The organism is Dyadobacter luteus (assembly GCF_003383615.1).
In the GTDB taxonomy this organism is placed as follows: domain Bacteria; phylum Bacteroidota; class Bacteroidia; order Cytophagales; family Spirosomataceae; genus Dyadobacter; species Dyadobacter luteus.
Genome location: NZ_QNUL01000003.1, coordinates 17,333 through 35,987 on the forward strand (window position 1 = coordinate 17,333; position 18,655 = coordinate 35,987).

The following is an 18,655-nucleotide window of genomic DNA, read 5'->3' on the forward strand; positions in this document are numbered from 1 at the left end:
CAGAATGATGTTTTTGAACAGAATAATTGTTTTATGGGGCTTTGGGAAGCCATGTACGTGAGATGATTACTCGGTTTAAGACCCGCTCTTCGTACGTTTTGTCAAAATGATCATTGGTCAGTAAATTGAGCTGATACTTATAAATCCGGCCTTTCAGTGCTGCCCCGTACAATTTGCTTAAGTCATATTCTGCTATGTCTGAATATTTATATTTGTCCAGTTCGGAATTGGGCACCTGCTTGTCGTTGATCCATATACCGAATACAGTAGGTCTTTTCCAGTTCTCGAACATTTCGGGAGTAGGGGCTTTTTTAACGGGGATGTCCATCTGCATTATGATTAGCCCTTGATCAAACTGTTGCTGCTGCTGTTCCTTATCCATGCGTGTGTAGCGCTCATACATTTGATCCTTCAGAGCCGGTGGCATGCGAACGATACGATCCGTTCTTCCCTTTTTATTCGTTGTATAGTTCGTATGTTTTTCGAGTATATCTTCAAATTCCCGGATCTGATCCAGAGAAAGTCCCGAACCTGATTTTTGTGCATAAAGTGCTCTCGGGTATTTTGGATTGGCAGAGTCAACAGGAGTCTTTCCCTCTTCCGGTTTTACAATTGGCTGAACCTTACTTACGGTTGTTTTTGGCGTGTTCTGCGAATAAATCTTTTCACAGAAAATCAATGCAAGACCAAACGAAAGTAAGGGGACGATACCTTTCTTTAAGACTGTAAGCGTCCGGTTGGAATTTTTAGTCATCATGATTAATCGGTTTTTTGTGATAGAATAGTTAAAGCTGCTGGTAAGATTCGCCTGTTTTGCATGAAGTACATTGTCAAGCAGAAGCAATTGGTAGTTCTGTACGTTTTCAAACTGGTTCAGTACAGCGCCGTCTGCCAGAAATTCGTGATTCAGCGTGATGGCTTTTTTGTAGAAATGCAGCAAAGGATTAATCCAGAAAACAGCGCTGACGAGTTCTGTGAAAAGTAAATCCAATGTATGTTTCTGCTGTACGTGAGCGAGTTCGTGTGTGAGTATTTCAGGCTTTATGTGTCCTTCCCGAAATAATTTCTCATTGACGAAAATGTAATTCAGGAAACTGAAAGTGGTCACCTCTTCTGTGAGTAACACTAGTTTGGATTGGTGGTAATCGATCAGCGTTTTTCCTTTCTTTTTATTCAGCAAAGTATTGAAATTCAATATCAAACGTAGGGTCAACAGGAACGTCACCACCGCATACATTCCGGGAATGATGTATTCAAGGTTATTTGCTGCACTACTGGTTGGAGATGCAGCAATGATAGAAGATGATTCCGGATTGATAACAGGATAGGTATTTAGCTTCTGTACTACAGAAGCATATTCTACCGGGCCGGGGTTGGTTAGCTCTATACTCACCAGAGGAATTGTTAGTGAAAACAGAATACTCGCCAGTAGGTAAAACCGGTTGAAGTGGTGCATTTTTTCTTTTTCAAGAAAAAGGCGGTAGAAAAGCAGCAAGGCGAAAGAACAGAGGATGAACTTAATGAAGTAGGTGATCATTTTCGCTTGGATTAAGAGGTGAAGTCTATTTCAGTCGTTCTTTTTACGCTTTATTTCATCTTCAATAATTTGCTTTAATTCTTCCAGTTCCCGGGTGCTCAGGTTGGTGTCTTTCGCGAAGAATGAGCCAAACTGGGAAACAGAATCGTTAAAGAATGTTTTGATGATGCCGCCCACTTGTTTTGAGAAATAGTCGGTTTTCTGAACCATTGGATAATATTCCCGCGAATTTCCATAAAGTGTATACCCTACAAAACCTTTATCCTGCATGCGTTTCAAAAGCGTAGCAATGGTAGTTGTTGCTGGTTTAGGCTCTGGAAATGCCTCTATCAGATCTTTCATGAATGCCTTTTCTGCCTTCCACAAATAATCCATAAGCTGTTCTTCCGCTTTACTAAGTTGCATCATTTTGTTTATTCTATGTTTGTATATTGTATTCTACAAATGTAGAGCAATTAAAATCTATGTCAATAAATGTGGTTAAATTTTTTAATTTAATTTTTTGAACCCACTAAAACAGACAAGGACGAAGCGTTTGCCTCGTCCTTGTCTGTTGTTGAAGAAGTGTAAGTACTATCGTTGTTCTTAATTATCAATTCTCAAAAAACCTCCGCTCAGATTAAATTTCAGTTCAACGCGATTGGAAAGTTTTACCTCCTGATCAGTTTTGTCTTTTTCCCATTCGACTATAAAGTGATCAGGATAGTTGGCCTGCACATATTCCAGCACTTTAAGAGGAATTACAGAATCAGGTAACTTTAAGCTGGCAGGACTTTCTGCGTCATAGCAGTTGCCACTTTTATCAAATGTTAGTTTTACCTGGTTATCCAAAATAACATCATAAGTTACCTCCAGGTCGTCACGCTCTTTCACTACCTGTTGTACTTTGGCAGAGGGGAAGTGCGCCTCCACGAATTCGCGGGCGCCACTTGGCAAATCGTTTTCGTTCACTACTTTTTCTTTGTCGCAGCCTGTAAGTAAGAGTAAGCTAAATACAAGACTGGTTAGTGCGATTCTCATAAGATGTCAGTTAGATTATTTGTTACGTTTAGCCTGAGACAATCCATTCAGGGTTTACCCCTATGGCACTCTGAATAAATTTAAGTTTGTGATCGCCTGCTAACGCATTATTTTTGTGCCAGTGTTCCATATACCTTTTCTCAGATGCTTAGAATTCTCCTCATTGTATTGTTTACGACTTCTTTCTGTTTAGCTCAAAATTATACTTCAACCATACGGGGAACTGTCCGGGATGCAGACACAGGTCTGCCTTTATCTGGTGCAACGGTGACTCTCGATAAAAATTCAGACGGCACAAGCACTGATGAAAATGGCAGTTTCCGTTTTCAGGAAATTGCAGTGGGCAGATATGTTCTGAAGATTTCTTATTTGGGTTATGAATCAGTAGTAATTCCAGAAATTCTGTTGGAATCCGGGAGAGAAAATGTGCAGGAGGTACGGCTGCATGCTTCCGGTCAGCAATTACGGGAGGCAACGGTTACTACCAACCGACCAGGCGCCTTCAACAGCGTTCAGGAAATTACGATTGAACAAACAATGCGGTACGCTGCTACTTATCTGGATCCGGCACGGGTAGCCACTTCTTTTCCCGGAGTAGCGGCGGCCAACGATCAGGCAAACGGGCTTGTAATCCGGGGAAATTCCCCCAATGGAATGCAATGGAGACTGGAAGGTGTGGAGATTGTAAATCCCAATCATCTATCCAACGCAGGTACTTTCAGCGACCGTGCCACAACAACCGGTGGAGGTGTAAATATTCTCAGTACGCAGCTACTTTCAAATTCTTTTTTTCTGTCTGGAGCTTTTCCTGCACAATATGGCAACGCGCTTTCCGGCATACTAGATATGAACCTTCGCAAAGGAAATGATGAGAAGACAGAATTTGTAGCGCAGGTAGGGCTGATCGGTATCGATGTTGCAGCAGAAGGTCCATTTTCAAAGAAATCGAAAGCGTCGTACGTGGCCAACTACCGTTACTCTTTTACTGGTTTGCTAAGTTCTATCGGTATTGATTTTGGCGGAGAGGCCAATAAGTTTCAGGATTTTTCTTTCAATGTAAATCTGCCTACAAAAAAGGCAGGAACCTTCAGTATTTTTGGATTAGGTGGAATCAGTGAAAACGTGTTTACTGCCGAGAGGGACAGTACTCTTTGGGAAGTACAAAAAGATGGGAGAGATATTATTTTTAAGAATAAAATGGGTGCAGGAGGTATAACCCATAACGTTTCGTTAGGTAATCGCACCTCATGGAATACAGTTCTTGTGGCTTCAGGATTGACAACAATTCGGCAGAGTTACGATGTGAAAATTGCTGCAAATAACAGGGTTCTCACCGACAGCGATGAATTGAGTAAGGTCAGGTTTTCAGCAAACACCTATATCACACATAGGGTTAATGATAAAAACAGAATCAAGGCAGGCTTATATGCAACAAAGCAATATGATAACATTGGCTTAACCAGGTATTGGGGTGGATCAGAACAGCAATTAACAGGTTGGTTGATTCAGCCATTTATCAATTGGACCTATAAAATTGCTGACAATATTACCTCAGAGCTTGGGTTGCATTCGATGATAAGCACCTTAAAAACGCATATTCTTAAAGGTAACTCTTCAACCCTGGAGCCAAGAGCGGCAGTAAAATGGCAACTGAATCCTAGTCAGCAGGTGAGTTTCTCGTATGGACTACATAGCCAGTTGCAGCTTCCTCAGGTATATTTAGCTCAGTATAGTACAACGCAGTTCGCGGGTAACCTGCATTTGAAACCTACCCGATCACATCATCTTGTATTAGGCTATCAAAAGAATTTTGTCAAAAACAGTAGTCTGAAACTGGAAGCATACTGGCAACAAATGATAGATGTTCCTGTGACTGATGGGATACGTAACTCTTTTTCAGCTCTCAACGTAATTGAAAATGAAGTGAATCGTCGTCTTGAGAATTCTGGAACCGGACGCAATTATGGAATTGAGGCTACCTATCAGAAGCTACTAACAGATCAATATTATATTCTTTTGTCAGGATCATTGTATGATGCCACTTATGTAGGAAGCGATGGTGTAAGGCGTGACAGCCGTTTCAACGGACGGCACACTTTCAGTTTTACAGGGGGAAAAGAATTTAAGAAGGGAACTCAAAGTACGTGGGGCATAAATGCAAAAATTCTTTGGGTAGGCGGCTTCCGGGATACACCCATAGATATTGATGCTTCGACGGCCAGCAATACAACAGTGTACCTGCAAGATCAGGCGTTCTCAGTAAAAATGAAAGACTACTTCCGCCCGGATGTCCGGATCTACTGGAAGAAAAGTAAAACCCGTTACAGCCGGACTCTGGCTTTGGATCTGCAAAATATTTCAGGTACAAAAAACGAAGCATACAGCTATTACGACACTTTTAAAAAGAAAGTTGTAGCACAATATCAGCTGGGCCTGATTCCGGTTTTGAGCTACAGATGGGAGTTCTGAGATCCGGTCGGAACCGCAAAGCGGGTCTTAGCGGAGAAGTCGGTTAATTTTATCGATAAATCTGTGAATGTAAAACTTGCCGGTTACTAAGCATTTGGTAATCAGTGTTGAAGAAAATTTTTATAATTACTTTGAACTATTATTCAACCGCATTTGTCTTCTGATAGCAACAATACTTTGCTTCAAGTAAAGTACCTGTGCCAACAAAAATGGGGGTGACTGGTATTGACAGCGGGCTGAGGTTCTGTGTGTAAGCATGTCGGGAGTTGAGAGTACCTCCCGGAAATAATATTCTCGAACAATAACTGGCGAAAATAACTACGCCATGGCTGCTTAATCCGGAGGATTAACCAAATGCCATCATCCCTCCAACCTACGTGCTGACGGTTGGGCTCCGGGGTGTCGCAAATCAGCGCTGGTTGAAATAGTGATACGGAAATTCAACGAGACACCAGTATCTAAGGCCATGACGCGGGTCCGCCGTGTACCTTGTCAGGTTCGAAAATCCAATCACGGATAAGCATGTAGAAGGCGCAGGGTTTCCCTGTTCTGGACCAGGGTTCGAATCCCTGCATCTCCACTGAATAACTTTTACTGGAAGTAGTTTAACCAGTGAGCGATTCGTGTTGTAGTGAAAAAATTGAATTTACAACTTGTTGATTATTAATAAGTTAAATGCTAATTTCAAGTTTCTCCGTCTCCACGAAAAGTAATTTTAAAACATCTAAAAGCCTATTTACCCCGCGTAAATGGGCTTTTTTTATTGTGCGTATAATGTCAAAATTTATAAAAATGCACAAAACTCTAGTGAGCCATTCGTGTAGTACTTCGGATAGAAAAAAAGTACTCACTGAAAGCGATGTAATGTTTTGACATTTAACATGTTAACCTGATTTACATCTTGTCTTTTTGCTGAGGTCTGAACTATCTGTCGGTGTAGACAGGAAACAATGTATTATGTCTGAAAGAGAAAAAACACAAACTCCACACGTATCTCACTGCTGTCGAGAGCCTTGGAGAACGTATTTAGGCTATATTGCAAACGAAAACAACAGCGAGTCAGATAATTTTGGCTACGCTCTTATCGGAATTATTGTGACAAAGGACGCAACCGATCTAAACCAAATTCATTAAGCCATCAAATACTTAAACCCACGGATCGAGCGGTAGCTGTCTGTATTCAAAGCTTTGCCATTTTTTCGATAACTCCCACAAACAAACCGAGTGGTTTGTCTCCTCGTCATCACAATATGCGGAGCTGCACCCTGCTGATTAAGTGTTCGGTCCTAAACTATCCCTGAAACCACCTTCGGTTGCCCGTACCCGGATCGAGTACGGCAATACCGGTTTTGCCAAAGAGGAATAAGATGGGCGACAGGTTTATTGCAACTGCTTTTTCCAAAAACCAAAGTGAAAAATGTCAAAAAATCTATTAAAGGCACGCAGGGCAGCTTATCGATTGACCATCAAGTGACCATCAAGGATCTACTGACGAACTCATAGAGCATTTCACTAAAATTCCTGCCTTAAAATATGAGATTGCTGAGCTCGAAGAAGGAAAGGTCAAAATAGCCATGCAGAAATCATTCTAAACCATCCAAATAATCGAAAAACACCAAATATGAAAAATCTATCTACTTCAGTGGCCCGTACATGTATAATTGTCCTGTCAATTATATTTTTATATGCTTGTAAAAAAAAGAAGGGGAAATAGTACGCATTCAATCGATTGTGTCGCAAGCTGTTATTGACAAGCTAAGAACACAGGGCATGTCCATTAACGAAAGGAATGAACCTCCCAGGATAGATATGGCTATCAGGGTAAGCCCCTACGAATTAGTTGAGCCGTACGGTCCGTCCGATGCCTAGAAAAAAGGGTTTGTGATTTCTGACAACTTCTATAAATTTTATGGACAAACTGATGCTCAGGAAATTTCCCATGATTATCACAACAGAGGTAGTGACAAAGGAGTAGGCCAGGGTGCATTTATCGTGGGTAGTGGTAACAGATTTACAATTTTTGCAAAAAACGAGGCTGTGTCTAGTGGAATTCCAACTAAACCACTATGGACTTAAAGTCCATAGGTTAAAGGAAAGAATGAAATTCTTTATTCAAGTATAATATTATCAGTATCAATATTTCCAGGCTTTCTATGATGCTCCAGATATTCATTAACCATTTCATCCGTAATATTACCGGTGCTCCAAGCCCCATAGCCTATTGCCCAGAAATGGCGACCCCAGTATCGTTTACTCAATTCTGGATATTCTTCCTGCAAGCGACGAGATGTACGATCTTTCAATCTTTTTACAAGATCACTAATCGCAAGAGAAGGTCGATACTCAATATGAATGTGAACATGATCCTTGCTTACAACACCTTTCAGAATACGTACGTCCTCTGCATCACATATTTGCTTAACAAGTTCCCTGCAACGAATTTGGATATCGCCGGTCAGAACTTTATATCTGTATTTTGTAACCCAAACAATATGGACCGTCAACCAAGTTACCGTATGGCTCCCAATTCGTTGCTCTTTACTCATTCAGTAAATTTAACAAAATGTGTAGCAACTGAAAGTCTTGCGCTGAAAGCGCATAGTTTTAACTAGCGATTGAGACCAATAAACTGGTGACTGTCATGTCCGGACAGCTCGAAGGAAATTCGATCAAAGATTTTCAATATTCACTAGTGATGATAGAGAAAACTGGAGATGATAATAACAGCGTTTTAATACCAGTAAACGCAGGTCGGATTTGGAAAGATGGTGATGGAATTTCAGAATCAATCGACAATTTCAGATTACAAAGACAGGGATTATAAGTCAACGGCGACTCAGTGAATATCCTGAATATCCGGCTTGGTCTGATTCTAATTACGTTGAACTATAGCCTGATCCACTATGCGAATCTTCGGAATAGGCAGGTATGATTCTTCCTCCACCCTTAGTCTATCATGATCAAAAAACCTTTTTTGATGTGCTGGGTAATCACATGTGGGAGCCTGACAACGAACGAAATCAGCTCATGGAGCAAAGCGCCGGATATAATCGTGGCGTGATGAAATGCCCGTAATCTCACGTCTGTCAGTTTTTTTCTTCCATGAGTTTAAACAGTGTACGGCGAAGGAAAATTGTGATTTTTGTTCTCAACAGCACTACCAACGCTATAATAATAAAACAAGCCCCGAGAAGAACCACATAACCCAGATAATCGCTGTCAACCCATTGGTTCAGAAGTCGCCCGACGATTAATGTACCTACAATCAAAGTCATAAAAAACATCACGAAACCTACCGCGTAGAACAGCACAGGCGAAGTCAGTCTGGATATGGTAGTATTTATCACCGCCCGTACAGCGTTCAGTTTGTCATCCACGAACGAAGTCACGCTGTCGATTAATTTGCTCTTGACAGCTTCCGGTTTTAACACAGCCACAATTTTCGCAACGCCCTCCTTAGCCTTCTGCTGAACAGGCTCGTTCTGCTCTGCTTCTCTGCGAACAATCAGAACGGCATGATCATTAGGTTCAATCGAAGTACCATCAGATCTTGCATATACCTTTGTAAACTCAGCTCCGAAATAAAGGATTATGGATGAATAGTATATCCACGTTAGCAGTATCACTATTGATGCTGAAGCTCCGTAGGTAGCCCCCAAATCCGACTGCCCCAAATAAAAACTGATGGCAAACTTTCCCACTGCAAACAATACAGCTGTAAATCCTGCACCTACCAGGCATTCTTTCCAACGTACCTTACCATCCGGTAAAATTTTAAAAATAACTGTAAAAAGGGCAGTAATGATCGCCAGGACAAGAGCCACATTCACGATCGAGAACAATATTACCGAACCTTCAGAAAAGTAGCGTTCCAATCTGCTGCTAAGTACGTCCACCATTGCGTTTACTCCCAGCGATACAATCATCAGAAAACCCAGGGTTATAATCACCGAGAAGGAAAGTAATCTGTTTTTAAGGTACTGAAGCCAGCTTTTCTTAGGTTTTGATTTGATCGACCAGATGTAATTGATCGAATCCTGGATCTCTGCGAATACCGCCGTAGCACCAATCGCCAAAGTAACCGCACCTATCACAGCCGCAGTCGATGACTTATTGGTCAAAGCCGCATTCTTTACAATTTCCTGAACTTGCAATGAAGCCTGACTTCCCACCAAACCACTGATCTGAGTATACAGTTCGCCTTCAAAGGCTTCCTTCCCAAAAAATATGCTCACAATTGAAATCACGAGCAGCAACAGCGGAGCCAGCGAAAATATCGTATAATAAGACAGCGCCGCAGCGAGTTTCATACAGTTATCGTCTAAAAACTCTGAGAAACTGTCTTTAAGTAGCGCAATAATAAATTTGACCTTAACCATTTGTGTGCTGTTTTACCCGTGTAACCTTGTGTAGATATTTCGATCGTTCAGCCTGCTGATGGTAAAAATTGTGCCAGAATGGGAATATGTCTTGCATTTACAATAGGTAACAACACAAAACAGGCACACCGAGATGCATCCTAGATTTGCGAGGGTTCCGCCTGGAACCGCTGGTCCGGACACAAAAAATCACCGGCAATTGCTACCGGTGATCCTTCGACTAATAAGCCGGAACAAAATATCTTTACTGGAACGATTCCAAAATATGTGAAAGCTCAGGAAATGAAATAGGCTTATTTAAAAAGCCTTTAAGCTCGGTAAATGATTTGGCTCTGATATAGTCTTTGTCATCCAGAGATGAACTCGACAAATAAATAACAGGATTATAATCTTTAATCGACAATGTTCTTAATGCTTCCAGAAACTGCCATCCATTCATTTCCGGCATGTTTATGTCCAGAAAGATCAGTTCAGGCAACACATTCACACTTTCAGAAAACTCCTCAATGAATTCCGCCGCGATACGACCGTTGGTATACTGCTGTACAACGTTATCAGAGGGTATTTTCTGAATCAGTTTATTCAGTAAAATCTGGAAAATGGGATCGTCGTCGATTATAGCTATTTTCATACAAAATGAGATGAATGTTCCGAAGGTATTAAATCTTAGAATCACATAAAACCATTTGCAAAAGAATCAGACCAGACTATAAAATTATTACTATAAAACACCTTCAAGTTGTACAAATAGTACTATAATTATAAATTTACTTCTAATGTACAAGTAATAAAAATTATTTAAATAATACCAAAACAAATTCACTGCGACTTTTTCCAGCAGATGAAATTGTACACGAAAATTAATCAGGATTGTTTGTCGGGTAGAATCAGCCAGAAGCTTGCTCCTTTCCCCGGTGCAGATTCTGTAATTAAAGCCCCGCCATGGTTTAAGACTATTCTTCTGCATAAAGCAAGTCCGATACCCGATCCGGGATAACTCTTGCGGCCGTGAAGCCTTTTAAAGATTTCGAAAATCTGGTCTGCATACTGATTTTCAAATCCTATACCGTTGTCCTGTACATGAATCCGGTAATATACTGCGAAGGGATGCGGAAGTTTGATATAATCTTTTAACAAATCAACCGGACATATATCACACGATATGGAGATAACCGGTGGCTGATCAGGTTTGGTAAATTTCAGGCTATTACTGATCAGGTTATAAAACAATTGGTTCATCTGGAGGCTGACAGCTTCCAGAGACGGGAGTTTATCCAGCCTGAATATAGCACCCTTCTCCTGTGCAACAAGCTCAAAATCCCGGAATACATCTCTTACAATCTCATTGAGATCAATCAGATGAAAAGGAGATTCGGATTTGGCCAGTTGAGAGAAATCCAACAAATTGATAATCAACATCCTCATTCTTTCCGCTGACGAGAATATCTTGGACGCCAATTCTCTTCCGTATGCTGACAACATGCTATCCGATGACAGCATATCGGTAAAGACCTGTATCTTTCGCAAAGGTTCCTGCAAATCATGACTGGCCACGTAGGCGTATTGAGCCAGTTCTTCATTAGAGCGTACCAAAAGTTCATTAGTCCCGGCCAGTTCATAATTGGCAAGTTGCAATTCCTCTGTTCGTACACGCACCTGTGCCTCCAGAGCGGATTTCAAATCCTGCTGAACTGTGATATCTTGAGCCGTGCCGACCAGCATGATGGCGTTTCCATCACCATCAAAATGCACTCTTCCGCTGGAATGTATAATACGTGTTGTTCCATCAGAATTGCAGGCAAGCTTATAGATCTGGTCAAACCGTCCGTTACCTTCAATGGCCTTTGAAAGTGCCTGCCCTACCCTTTCCTTATCATCCGGATGCACATGTGACAGTGCCCCCGGGTCTAGATCCATTGCGCTATTTCCCAGCCAGTTTTGCAACCTTTCGGAATATGTCACTATGCCAGTAGGCACATCCAAACTCCAGGTTCCAAGCTCAGCAAGCTCAATGGCGTTTCTGAGCGCAGCTTCTTTTTGCTCCAGTTCATATTGATGTAGCCGTTCTGAGGTAATGTCCCGTGCCGTTCCTTCAATTTTATAAGGTTTGCCGTATTTGTCAAAAAATGATCTTCCAATCGCACTGATGATCCTTCTCTGGCCTGTTTGCTGGCTCACTACCGTATATTCCTCCCTGAACCAGCCGTCCGACTCCGGGTCAAGTGTATAAAAAAGAGCATTGCGAACACGTCTGCGGTCCTCCTCCTGAATCGACTGCATAAAAACACTGATATCTGCCTCAGCCAGCGGAACGTCAAACCATTCAGCCATTCTGGGCGCCAGTGTTGTTCTTCCTTCGGGTAAGTACACTGTCCAGTTCCCTAACTCAGCAAGCTCTATGGCATTTTGAAGTATGATCTCTTTTTCTTCCAGAATTTGATGTGCGATCACCTGTTCGGTTACATCAACAGCCATATCTATGATCCCGTACACCTGACCATTATTATCAAAAAGAGGTTTATAACTAAAATTAAAATAGTAGGTCGACAGCACTTCATCCACTACCAGCTCAGCCGGAGCAGCTGTAGCAGAATAGGCGCTACCTGTTGTATATACCCATTCAAGAATATCAAGAAAAGGTTGTCCGACCAGCTCTGGTACTGCCTCACTCAAAGGCTTACCAATGACCGAACCATCTTTACCCCACACACCAATCATCTTGTCATTGGCCACCTCAATTTTCATATCCTTTCCGATAAACAAACAAGTGGCTACCGGAGCCTGTTCGATCAATGAACGGAATCTGGCTTCACTATGCGCTATAGCCTGATTGGCTATTTCACGGTTGGTCACTTCGGTAGCCAGGGTCATAACCCCTGTCACACGTCCGTCGTCTGCCCTTACAGGCGTATATACAAAATCAAAATAAGCATCTTCCAGCACTCCTTTCCTTTTAAGCCTTGCCAATGTTCCGGCTCCGAAATACGGAATACCAGTATCGTACACCTGCTGCATCAGTTGCATGAATGGCTGGCCTTCAAGTTCAGGGAGTATTGCCATCATGGGCAGCCCAGTCATTTCAGAGCTCTTTCCCCAAATCTCGAAGATGCGGTCGTTTCCCAATGTAACAACCATATCCCTTCCTTCTGCCAATGCAATCCCCATTGGAGCCTGCTCGAATATAGAACGAAATTTTGCTTCACTTTCCCTGAGCGCGATTTCGGTGCGTTTACTGTTGGTGGCATCTGTAGCATGTATCACAATACCCGCCACGGTGCCGTCGTCCTGAATGTCTGGCGTATAAATTATACTTAGCCAGCGGTCCTTTCCGATCCGGCCTGGAGCAGGCATTTCGAAACTTACCTGTTCTCCGGCGTAGGCTCTTATTAATCTGGGATAGATTCTTGCGTAGGCCTCTTCACCAATAAAATCCCGTACGTGAACACCAAGCGCCTCGGTTTCTCCCACATTATACCATTGCATGAAGGTACTGTTATAGGATTTATAGCGTTGGTGAGCATCCAGATAGAAAATCATGGCTGGTACCGAATTGCTGAGAAATTCGATAAACTCTTCACTTTCACTCGCCTTTTGCTGTGCCTGATGACGCATACTCACATCGCGCGCCACTCCTCCGAAACGTTGGACCTGACTGTCGTGGTCCATATAGGCAGAACCTGAAAAATGCACCCATCTTATCAGATTGTCAGCACCTACGGTTCTGTAGGTTGCTTCGTAGGCGCCTCCATTTTCCCCCTGTAGGGCAGCATTGAGTAACTTTGTCACAAGGGGCAGGTCATCGGGGTAAATGTATTTGTAAGACTGATCAAAGGGTATGGCATGTTGTTTTTCCAATCCTATGAGCTCACAGCAGCGATCATCCCAATAAACCATGTTATTGGCTAAATCGACCTCCCAAATACCTATACCGGCTGCCCCCAAAGCAGCTTTGAGCCGGATTATATCCTGCGAAAAACCATGTATGTTCGCCTCTGACATAAAATTAAAAAGTGACTATGGGTATAATCGCATCACGATTATATCATAAAGCTATTGGCTTTTAAGCATAATTCAATGCGTGATAACGAGTTTACTTTTTTGGGTAAGGAAACAGGCAAAATCATTTGAGATGCATCTGCTTATGTTGTTAATAATAGTTTAGGCTGGCGCGACCCGATTGAAAATATCAGTACAGGAATCATGAAATTCCGGCAACAGAGCTGTTTGCAGCTATCCGTCATTCAGATGAAAAACAAATTCGTCGCATCACTGTTAACGCGGCTACGAATTTCAATTCACAAAACGGTTGGTTGATTTGATTATCCCTACAACTGAGAGTCAAAATGTGCAGGAAAAAGGTTTATTCTCTTTCCGGTTGCCCCTTCCTTAACGTTTCTTACCGTTAAGCATTACCAATACTCCAAGCCATATCTCCCAGGATCTGACAGAGTCTACGCTATCCGCATTGAAAAGCATCAGGACAACAAACCAACTTGTTCAGAAAATATGAATCTGAACGGCTCTGCCCACTCCGTGAATAGTGGCACAAACAGGAACTTTGCCAAATAATACTTCTATAAGAAAGCGAATAAATTAATTTACATATAAACTTTTTTCATCTGGCATGAAATTTACCGAAAGACCGATCAGTAAAATTTTGAACTATATTCAGAATATTTAGAAATCATATAATATAAATACTAAGAATTATATTTACTTTATACTTAGAGACACAAAATCTGGAATTTATAGAAATAGTTTTACATATTTCAAGCTGGCCTTCGCCTGAAAAAAACCATCCCGGAATTCACTGAGTTAACAGACACTGTAATCATGCAACCCGAAAACGAAAAAGGACGTCTTGAAGCTTTAGAAAATTACCAGATATTAGACTCTTTGAATGAAGAAGAATTTGATCGCATCACAGAATTGGCATCTATCATTTGCGATACGCCTATTGCACTTGTCACACTTCTGGATGAGAAACGGCAGTGGTTTAAGTCCAAAGTAGGTTTGCAGCTGGGTGAAACCCCCAGAACGATTGCTTTTTGCCAGCATACAATTATGCAAGACACCTTGTTCGAAGTGCAGGATACTGAAAATGATGCACGTTTCAGCAACAATCCACTTGTTACGGGAGAACCACATATACGATTTTATGCCGGATACCCACTTACTGACCCATCCGGGTTCAATCTCGGAACACTTTGTGTAATTGACCGTGTACCAAGGTATTTGACCGAAAAACAAAAAAAAGCATTGTTACTGTTATCGCAGGAGGTGATAGGACTTATTGTAGAACGCAGAAAAAAAGAGGAGTTAAAAAACTTCGAGAATCTCTTCAAACTGTCACCAGACCTGATCTGTATTTCGGGAACAGACGGCTATTTCAAAAAGATAAACCCTGCACTTCAACAACTGACAGGTATTGACGCCAGTCAGTTGACGACAACCTCCTTTTATGATCTGGTGCATACCGACGATCTCAGCGCAACAGTGGATAAAATCAAACTTATCCGCCAGGGCATTCAGCTTCAGAACTTTGTTGCCAGAATACGCGCTTCCACCGGAGCATACAGGAGTATAGAATGGACTGCGTCCCCGGAAAAAAGTACGGGGAATTTGTTTGCTGTCGGCAGAGATTTTACAGAGGATCTTATTAAAGAATCCAAACTTTCTGACAGCGAATCCAGATTACGCGCTTTCTTCGAAAATTCACTGGGGCTGATGAGTACCCATGATCTCGAAGGCAAATTTTTGTCTGTCAACCCGGCGGGTGCAGAAATGCTTGGATACACCTCCGAGGAATTGATTGGTAAAACACTCTATGACCTCATTCCCAAAGGCAGACATTTCGCTTTAAGCGCCTATCTGCAGCAGGTACAGTCAGAAGGATCTGCAAAAGGACAGGTGACTATGGTTCATAAAGAAGGATTCCGCCAGACCTGGATGTTCAGCAATGCGCTGGAAACTTCAGCGGATGGGGAAATGTACGTGATCGCCAATGGTGTGGATATCACAGAACGGTTTGAGATGGAAACAAATCTGTATCAGACGAAGAAGATGCTTGAAGAAACCAATCAGGTGGCCAGGATTGGCGGCTGGCAGATTGATCTGGAGAACCAAAAGCTGTATTGGACCTCTGTTACCAAAGAGATTCATAGGGTCAGTCCGGATTTTGAACCGGATATTAATACGGCCATTAACTTTTACAAAGAAGGCGAAAGCCGGGATTTGATTACCATCGCCGTTGATAACGCATTACAACATGGTATTCCCTGGAATCATGAGCTGCAGATTGTGGACGCAGAGGGCAATGAGTTGTGGGTGAGAGCAATCGGAAAAACGGAATGGAAAGACGGTATTTGCCACCGGCTATACGGAACATTTCAGGATATAGATGATAAGAAAAAGACGCAGATAGAAGTACTCAAATCAAAAGCAATTCTGTCTGCTTTTGTTCAGCACGCCCCTGCATCAGTAGCCATGTTTGATACTGAGATGCGGTATATTGCGACGAGCAACAACTGGCTCGAAGATTATCAACTGCACGATAAGCCAGTGATTGGTGTATCGCATTACGATCTTTTTCCCAATATTACTGCTGAAGGCAAGCAAAGACATCAGCGCATCCTTGCCGGAGCCGTTGAACGCAACGATCAGGATTCATTTATTTTGCTCGGTGAAGAAAACCGACACTATGTTGCATGGGAAATGCGGCCCTGGTATCAGCTGGATGGAAGTATTGGCGGGATAATGATTTTTACCCAGGACGTTACCGAAGCAATACAGCAGCGCGAGCAGCTCACGGCGGCGAAAAATCTCGCTGAAGAAGCCAGCATGGCGAAATCCGAATTTCTTGCCAATATGAGTCATGAAATCAGAACACCCCTGAATGGGGTAATCGGTTTTACAGATCTTGTTCTGGAAACAGATTTGAGTGACACGCAGCAACAATACCTGACGATAGTGAATCAGTCCGCGAATGCTTTGCTCAGTATTATTAATGATATCCTGGATTTTTCTAAAATCGAAGCGGGCAAACTGGAACTGGACATTGAGCGGATTAACCTCTACGAACTCAGCACACAAACCACCGATATCGTCTCTTATCAGGTTCAAAATAAAGGACTGGAAATGCTGCTGCACCTTCCGGATGGGCTGCCGGATTTTATATGGGTAGACGTAGTCAGGTTAAAGCAGATTCTTACAAATTTACTGACTAACGCCGCCAAGTTTACTGAAAAAGGTGAAATAGAACTCAGCATCACAACAATTAGCCGCAACGACAGTTACGCCACCTTACGTTTCTGTGTCAGGGATACCGGAATAGGGATCAAACCTGATAAACAGAGTAAAATTTTTGAGGCCTTTTCACAGGAAGATGGCTCCACTACTAAAAAATATGGTGGTACAGGACTCGGACTGACTATATCGAATCAATTGCTTTCGCTAATGGACAGTCAGTTGCAACTTGAAAGTGTCCCTGATAAAGGCAGCGACTTCTTTTTTGAAATAACAGTGCAAGCCGCAAATGCTGAGCCGGTTGAATATGAAAATCTGGATAAAATTAAAAATGTCATGATCGTCGATGACAATCAGAGCAATCGCAGGATTATCTCTGACATACTGTCGTTGAAAGGTATCGCGTCAGTACAAGCAAAAAATGGCTACGAAGCCATACAGCAACTCGCCTCAGGAAAACAGTTTGATGCAGCGCTGATAGACTATCATATGCCCTACTGGGATGGTCTGGAAACGATAACAAAAATGAGGCAATTACTAGGTCGTAGCAGCGATCGGCTACCGATCATTCTATTGTGGACGTCTTCTGATAAGGAAACTGTTAAATCTGAAAGTGAAGCGTTGGCCGTATCCCAGAGATTGCTGAAACCAATAAAAGCGCATGACCTGTATACTGCATTGTCGCAGCTTTATGCAATAAAATCTGAGCCTGTCCTTCCAGTAAAAACCTTTGCGACTCCGCCTGCTAATTCTAATCAATATACGATTCTGATCGTTGAAGATAATCCTGTGAACATGCTGCTCACGCAAACGATTGTAAAAAGGATTTTACCCAATGCCACCCTGCTGAAAGCACTTAATGGCCTGCAAGCTGTTGATACCTGTAAAGAAGTTTGGCCAGATCTGGTATTAATGGATATGCAAATGCCGGAAATGAACGGGTTGGAAGCTACAAGACAGATCAGATTAATGAACAAAGGAACTCTTCCTATTGTAGCCCTGACTGCCGGAACACTTAAAGAGGAGAGAGAAAAATGCCTTGCAGCCGGAATGGATGACTTTATTGCAAAACCAATCATTGAAAAAGTACTTCGCGCTACACTGAGTAACTGGCTGGGATACGAAAGCCCGGAAATCCCTTCAGATGTGACATCTACGGATGACGCAACTATTCATTTTGATCGTGACCAGCTCATCAAATATGCTGGTAATGATCACGGAATTGTTGCGGAAGTTATTCATCTTACCAAATCAGAGCTTACAGACTCATTAGACAATCTGAAAATGGCCATTGACAAAGAAGATCTTGCCATGATTAAGGGAGTGGGTCACAAGCTTTACGGCACATCTGCTACCGCCGGACTACCAGTTATAGCCCGAGTGGCTATCCAACTGGAGCATTCCGTCAGCTATGATACACTAATTATGCAGGAAATTTATGAGCGGTTAACGCAGGAAACAAGGCACGTAATTACGCTTCTGGATGCTGAAAAACAGAACGGATAAACCTGACTGTAAACCGGTAACGTACTAGGTCGGCAGAACAACGGTCTGAAACCAGTAGCTTCTCAAATTATTAGCCATTACCTGTAAGTCAGTATATTTCCTGGGTTTCACAATGTAGCTGCTCGCGCCCAGATCATATGAGCGGTTCACCTGATCCTTGTCAGAAGAAGTTGTCAGGATAACAACCGGAGTACGGGAAGAAAGATTGCGTAACTGCAATTGGCTCAGAACTTCAAACCCATTCATCACTGGCATATTCAGATCCAATAATATCAGATCAGGTGCGTAAGCCGCTTTGGAAAGCATATCCAGCGCCTGGCGTCCGTCTGTAGCAAAATCCAGATGCACAGGTAAATCCGAATCCTGAAACGCTTCTTCTATCAACTGCTGGTCATCGATATCATCTTCGACTAGCAGTACATGAAAATCCTTTTTTGGTTTCATTATTTCGGTTCGTTAATGGAGTTTAGTTTATATCGCAAATACAAGTACGTTTAGA

General features: G+C 42.3%; 11 protein-coding genes and 1 other RNA gene. 4 read left to right on the top strand and 8 right to left on the bottom strand.

Going from position 1 to position 18,655, the window contains the following annotated elements; genetic code table 11:
- Positions 1-31: 31 nt before the first annotated feature.
- From DSL64_RS05205 to DSL64_RS05215, 3 genes are all read right to left on the bottom strand, one after another.
- Entirely contained in the window at positions 32-1,537 is a 1,506-nt protein-coding gene (locus DSL64_RS05205) for a M56 family metallopeptidase (RefSeq protein WP_115829611.1), read from the bottom strand.
- A 30-nt stretch (positions 1,538-1,567) separates the two neighbouring features.
- Entirely contained in the window at positions 1,568-1,942 is a 375-nt protein-coding gene (locus DSL64_RS05210; RefSeq protein WP_199539340.1) for a BlaI/MecI/CopY family transcriptional regulator, read from the bottom strand.
- 180 nt (positions 1,943-2,122) lie between these two features.
- Complete coding sequence (locus tag DSL64_RS05215) at positions 2,123-2,557, bottom strand: PepSY-like domain-containing protein (protein ID WP_115829613.1); 435 nt, start codon at positions 2,555-2,557, stop codon at positions 2,123-2,125.
- A 144-nt stretch (positions 2,558-2,701) separates the two neighbouring features.
- On the opposite strand from DSL64_RS05215, the gene DSL64_RS05220 reads away from it, so the two are divergent.
- Both DSL64_RS05220 and ssrA read left to right on the top strand, forming a co-directional pair.
- Positions 2,702-5,026: a TonB-dependent receptor gene (locus DSL64_RS05220; RefSeq protein WP_115829614.1), complete on the top strand. Its 2,325-nt coding sequence runs from the start codon at positions 2,702-2,704 to the stop codon at positions 5,024-5,026.
- 211 nt (positions 5,027-5,237) lie between these two features.
- Positions 5,238-5,609: a transfer-messenger RNA gene (gene ssrA, locus DSL64_RS05225) on the top strand.
- 1,525 nt (positions 5,610-7,134) lie between these two features.
- On the opposite strand, the gene tnpA is transcribed toward ssrA, so the two are convergent.
- A complete protein-coding gene (gene tnpA, locus DSL64_RS05230; RefSeq protein WP_115829615.1) occupies positions 7,135-7,572 on the bottom strand; it encodes an IS200/IS605 family transposase in 438 nt (145 codons plus the stop codon).
- A gap of 95 nt (positions 7,573-7,667) precedes the next feature.
- Here tnpA and DSL64_RS28925 point away from each other — a divergent pair, with 95 nt between their 5' ends.
- On the top strand, positions 7,668-7,850 hold the full coding sequence (locus DSL64_RS28925; RefSeq protein WP_115829616.1) for a hypothetical protein: 183 nt from the start codon (positions 7,668-7,670) through the stop codon (positions 7,848-7,850).
- A 262-nt stretch (positions 7,851-8,112) separates the two neighbouring features.
- Here DSL64_RS28925 and DSL64_RS05240 read toward each other — a convergent pair whose 3' ends face one another.
- The 3 genes from DSL64_RS05240 to DSL64_RS05250 form a co-directional block, all read right to left on the bottom strand.
- Entirely contained in the window at positions 8,113-9,405 is a 1,293-nt protein-coding gene (locus tag DSL64_RS05240) for a YihY/virulence factor BrkB family protein (RefSeq protein WP_115829617.1), read from the bottom strand.
- A 244-nt stretch (positions 9,406-9,649) separates the two neighbouring features.
- Positions 9,650-10,036 carry a response regulator gene (locus DSL64_RS05245; RefSeq protein WP_115829618.1) on the bottom strand — a complete coding sequence of 129 codons (387 nt, stop codon included), beginning with the start codon at positions 10,034-10,036 and terminating at the stop codon, positions 9,650-9,652.
- 233 nt (positions 10,037-10,269) lie between these two features.
- A complete protein-coding gene (locus tag DSL64_RS05250) occupies positions 10,270-13,404 on the bottom strand; it encodes a PAS domain-containing protein (protein WP_115829619.1) in 3,135 nt (1,044 codons plus the stop codon).
- An 834-nt stretch (positions 13,405-14,238) separates the two neighbouring features.
- Between DSL64_RS05250 and DSL64_RS05255 the strand changes: the two genes are divergently transcribed.
- Complete coding sequence (locus DSL64_RS05255; RefSeq protein WP_115829620.1) at positions 14,239-18,156, top strand: response regulator; 3,918 nt, start codon at positions 14,239-14,241, stop codon at positions 18,154-18,156.
- 24 nt (positions 18,157-18,180) lie between these two features.
- On the opposite strand, the gene DSL64_RS05260 is transcribed toward DSL64_RS05255, so the two are convergent.
- Positions 18,181-18,600, bottom strand: a complete 420-nt coding sequence (locus DSL64_RS05260; RefSeq protein WP_115829621.1) for a response regulator — start codon at positions 18,598-18,600, stop codon at positions 18,181-18,183.
- Between the last annotated feature and the right edge of the window lie 55 nt (positions 18,601-18,655).

Bases quoted from the DNA above. Each gene is read 5' to 3' on its own strand.
- DSL64_RS05205 (WP_115829611.1), bottom strand. From the start codon at position 1,537: ATGATCACCTACTTCATTAAGTTCATCCTCTGTTCTTTCGCCTTGCTG.
- DSL64_RS05210 (WP_199539340.1), bottom strand. From the start codon at position 1,942: ATGCAACTTAGTAAAGCGGAAGAACAGCTTATGGATTATTTGTGGAAG.
- DSL64_RS05215 (WP_115829613.1), bottom strand. From the start codon at position 2,557: ATGAGAATCGCACTAACCAGTCTTGTATTTAGCTTACTCTTACTTACA.
- DSL64_RS05220 (WP_115829614.1), top strand. From the start codon at position 2,702: ATGCTTAGAATTCTCCTCATTGTATTGTTTACGACTTCTTTCTGTTTA.
- tnpA (WP_115829615.1), bottom strand. From the start codon at position 7,572: ATGAGTAAAGAGCAACGAATTGGGAGCCATACGGTAACTTGGTTGACG.
- DSL64_RS28925 (WP_115829616.1), top strand. From the start codon at position 7,668: ATGTCCGGACAGCTCGAAGGAAATTCGATCAAAGATTTTCAATATTCA.
- DSL64_RS05240 (WP_115829617.1), bottom strand. From the start codon at position 9,405: ATGGTTAAGGTCAAATTTATTATTGCGCTACTTAAAGACAGTTTCTCA.
- DSL64_RS05245 (WP_115829618.1), bottom strand. From the start codon at position 10,036: ATGAAAATAGCTATAATCGACGACGATCCCATTTTCCAGATTTTACTG.
- DSL64_RS05250 (WP_115829619.1), bottom strand. From the start codon at position 13,404: ATGTCAGAGGCGAACATACATGGTTTTTCGCAGGATATAATCCGGCTC.
- DSL64_RS05255 (WP_115829620.1), top strand. From the start codon at position 14,239: ATGCAACCCGAAAACGAAAAAGGACGTCTTGAAGCTTTAGAAAATTAC.
- DSL64_RS05260 (WP_115829621.1), bottom strand. From the start codon at position 18,600: ATGAAACCAAAAAAGGATTTTCATGTACTGCTAGTCGAAGATGATATC.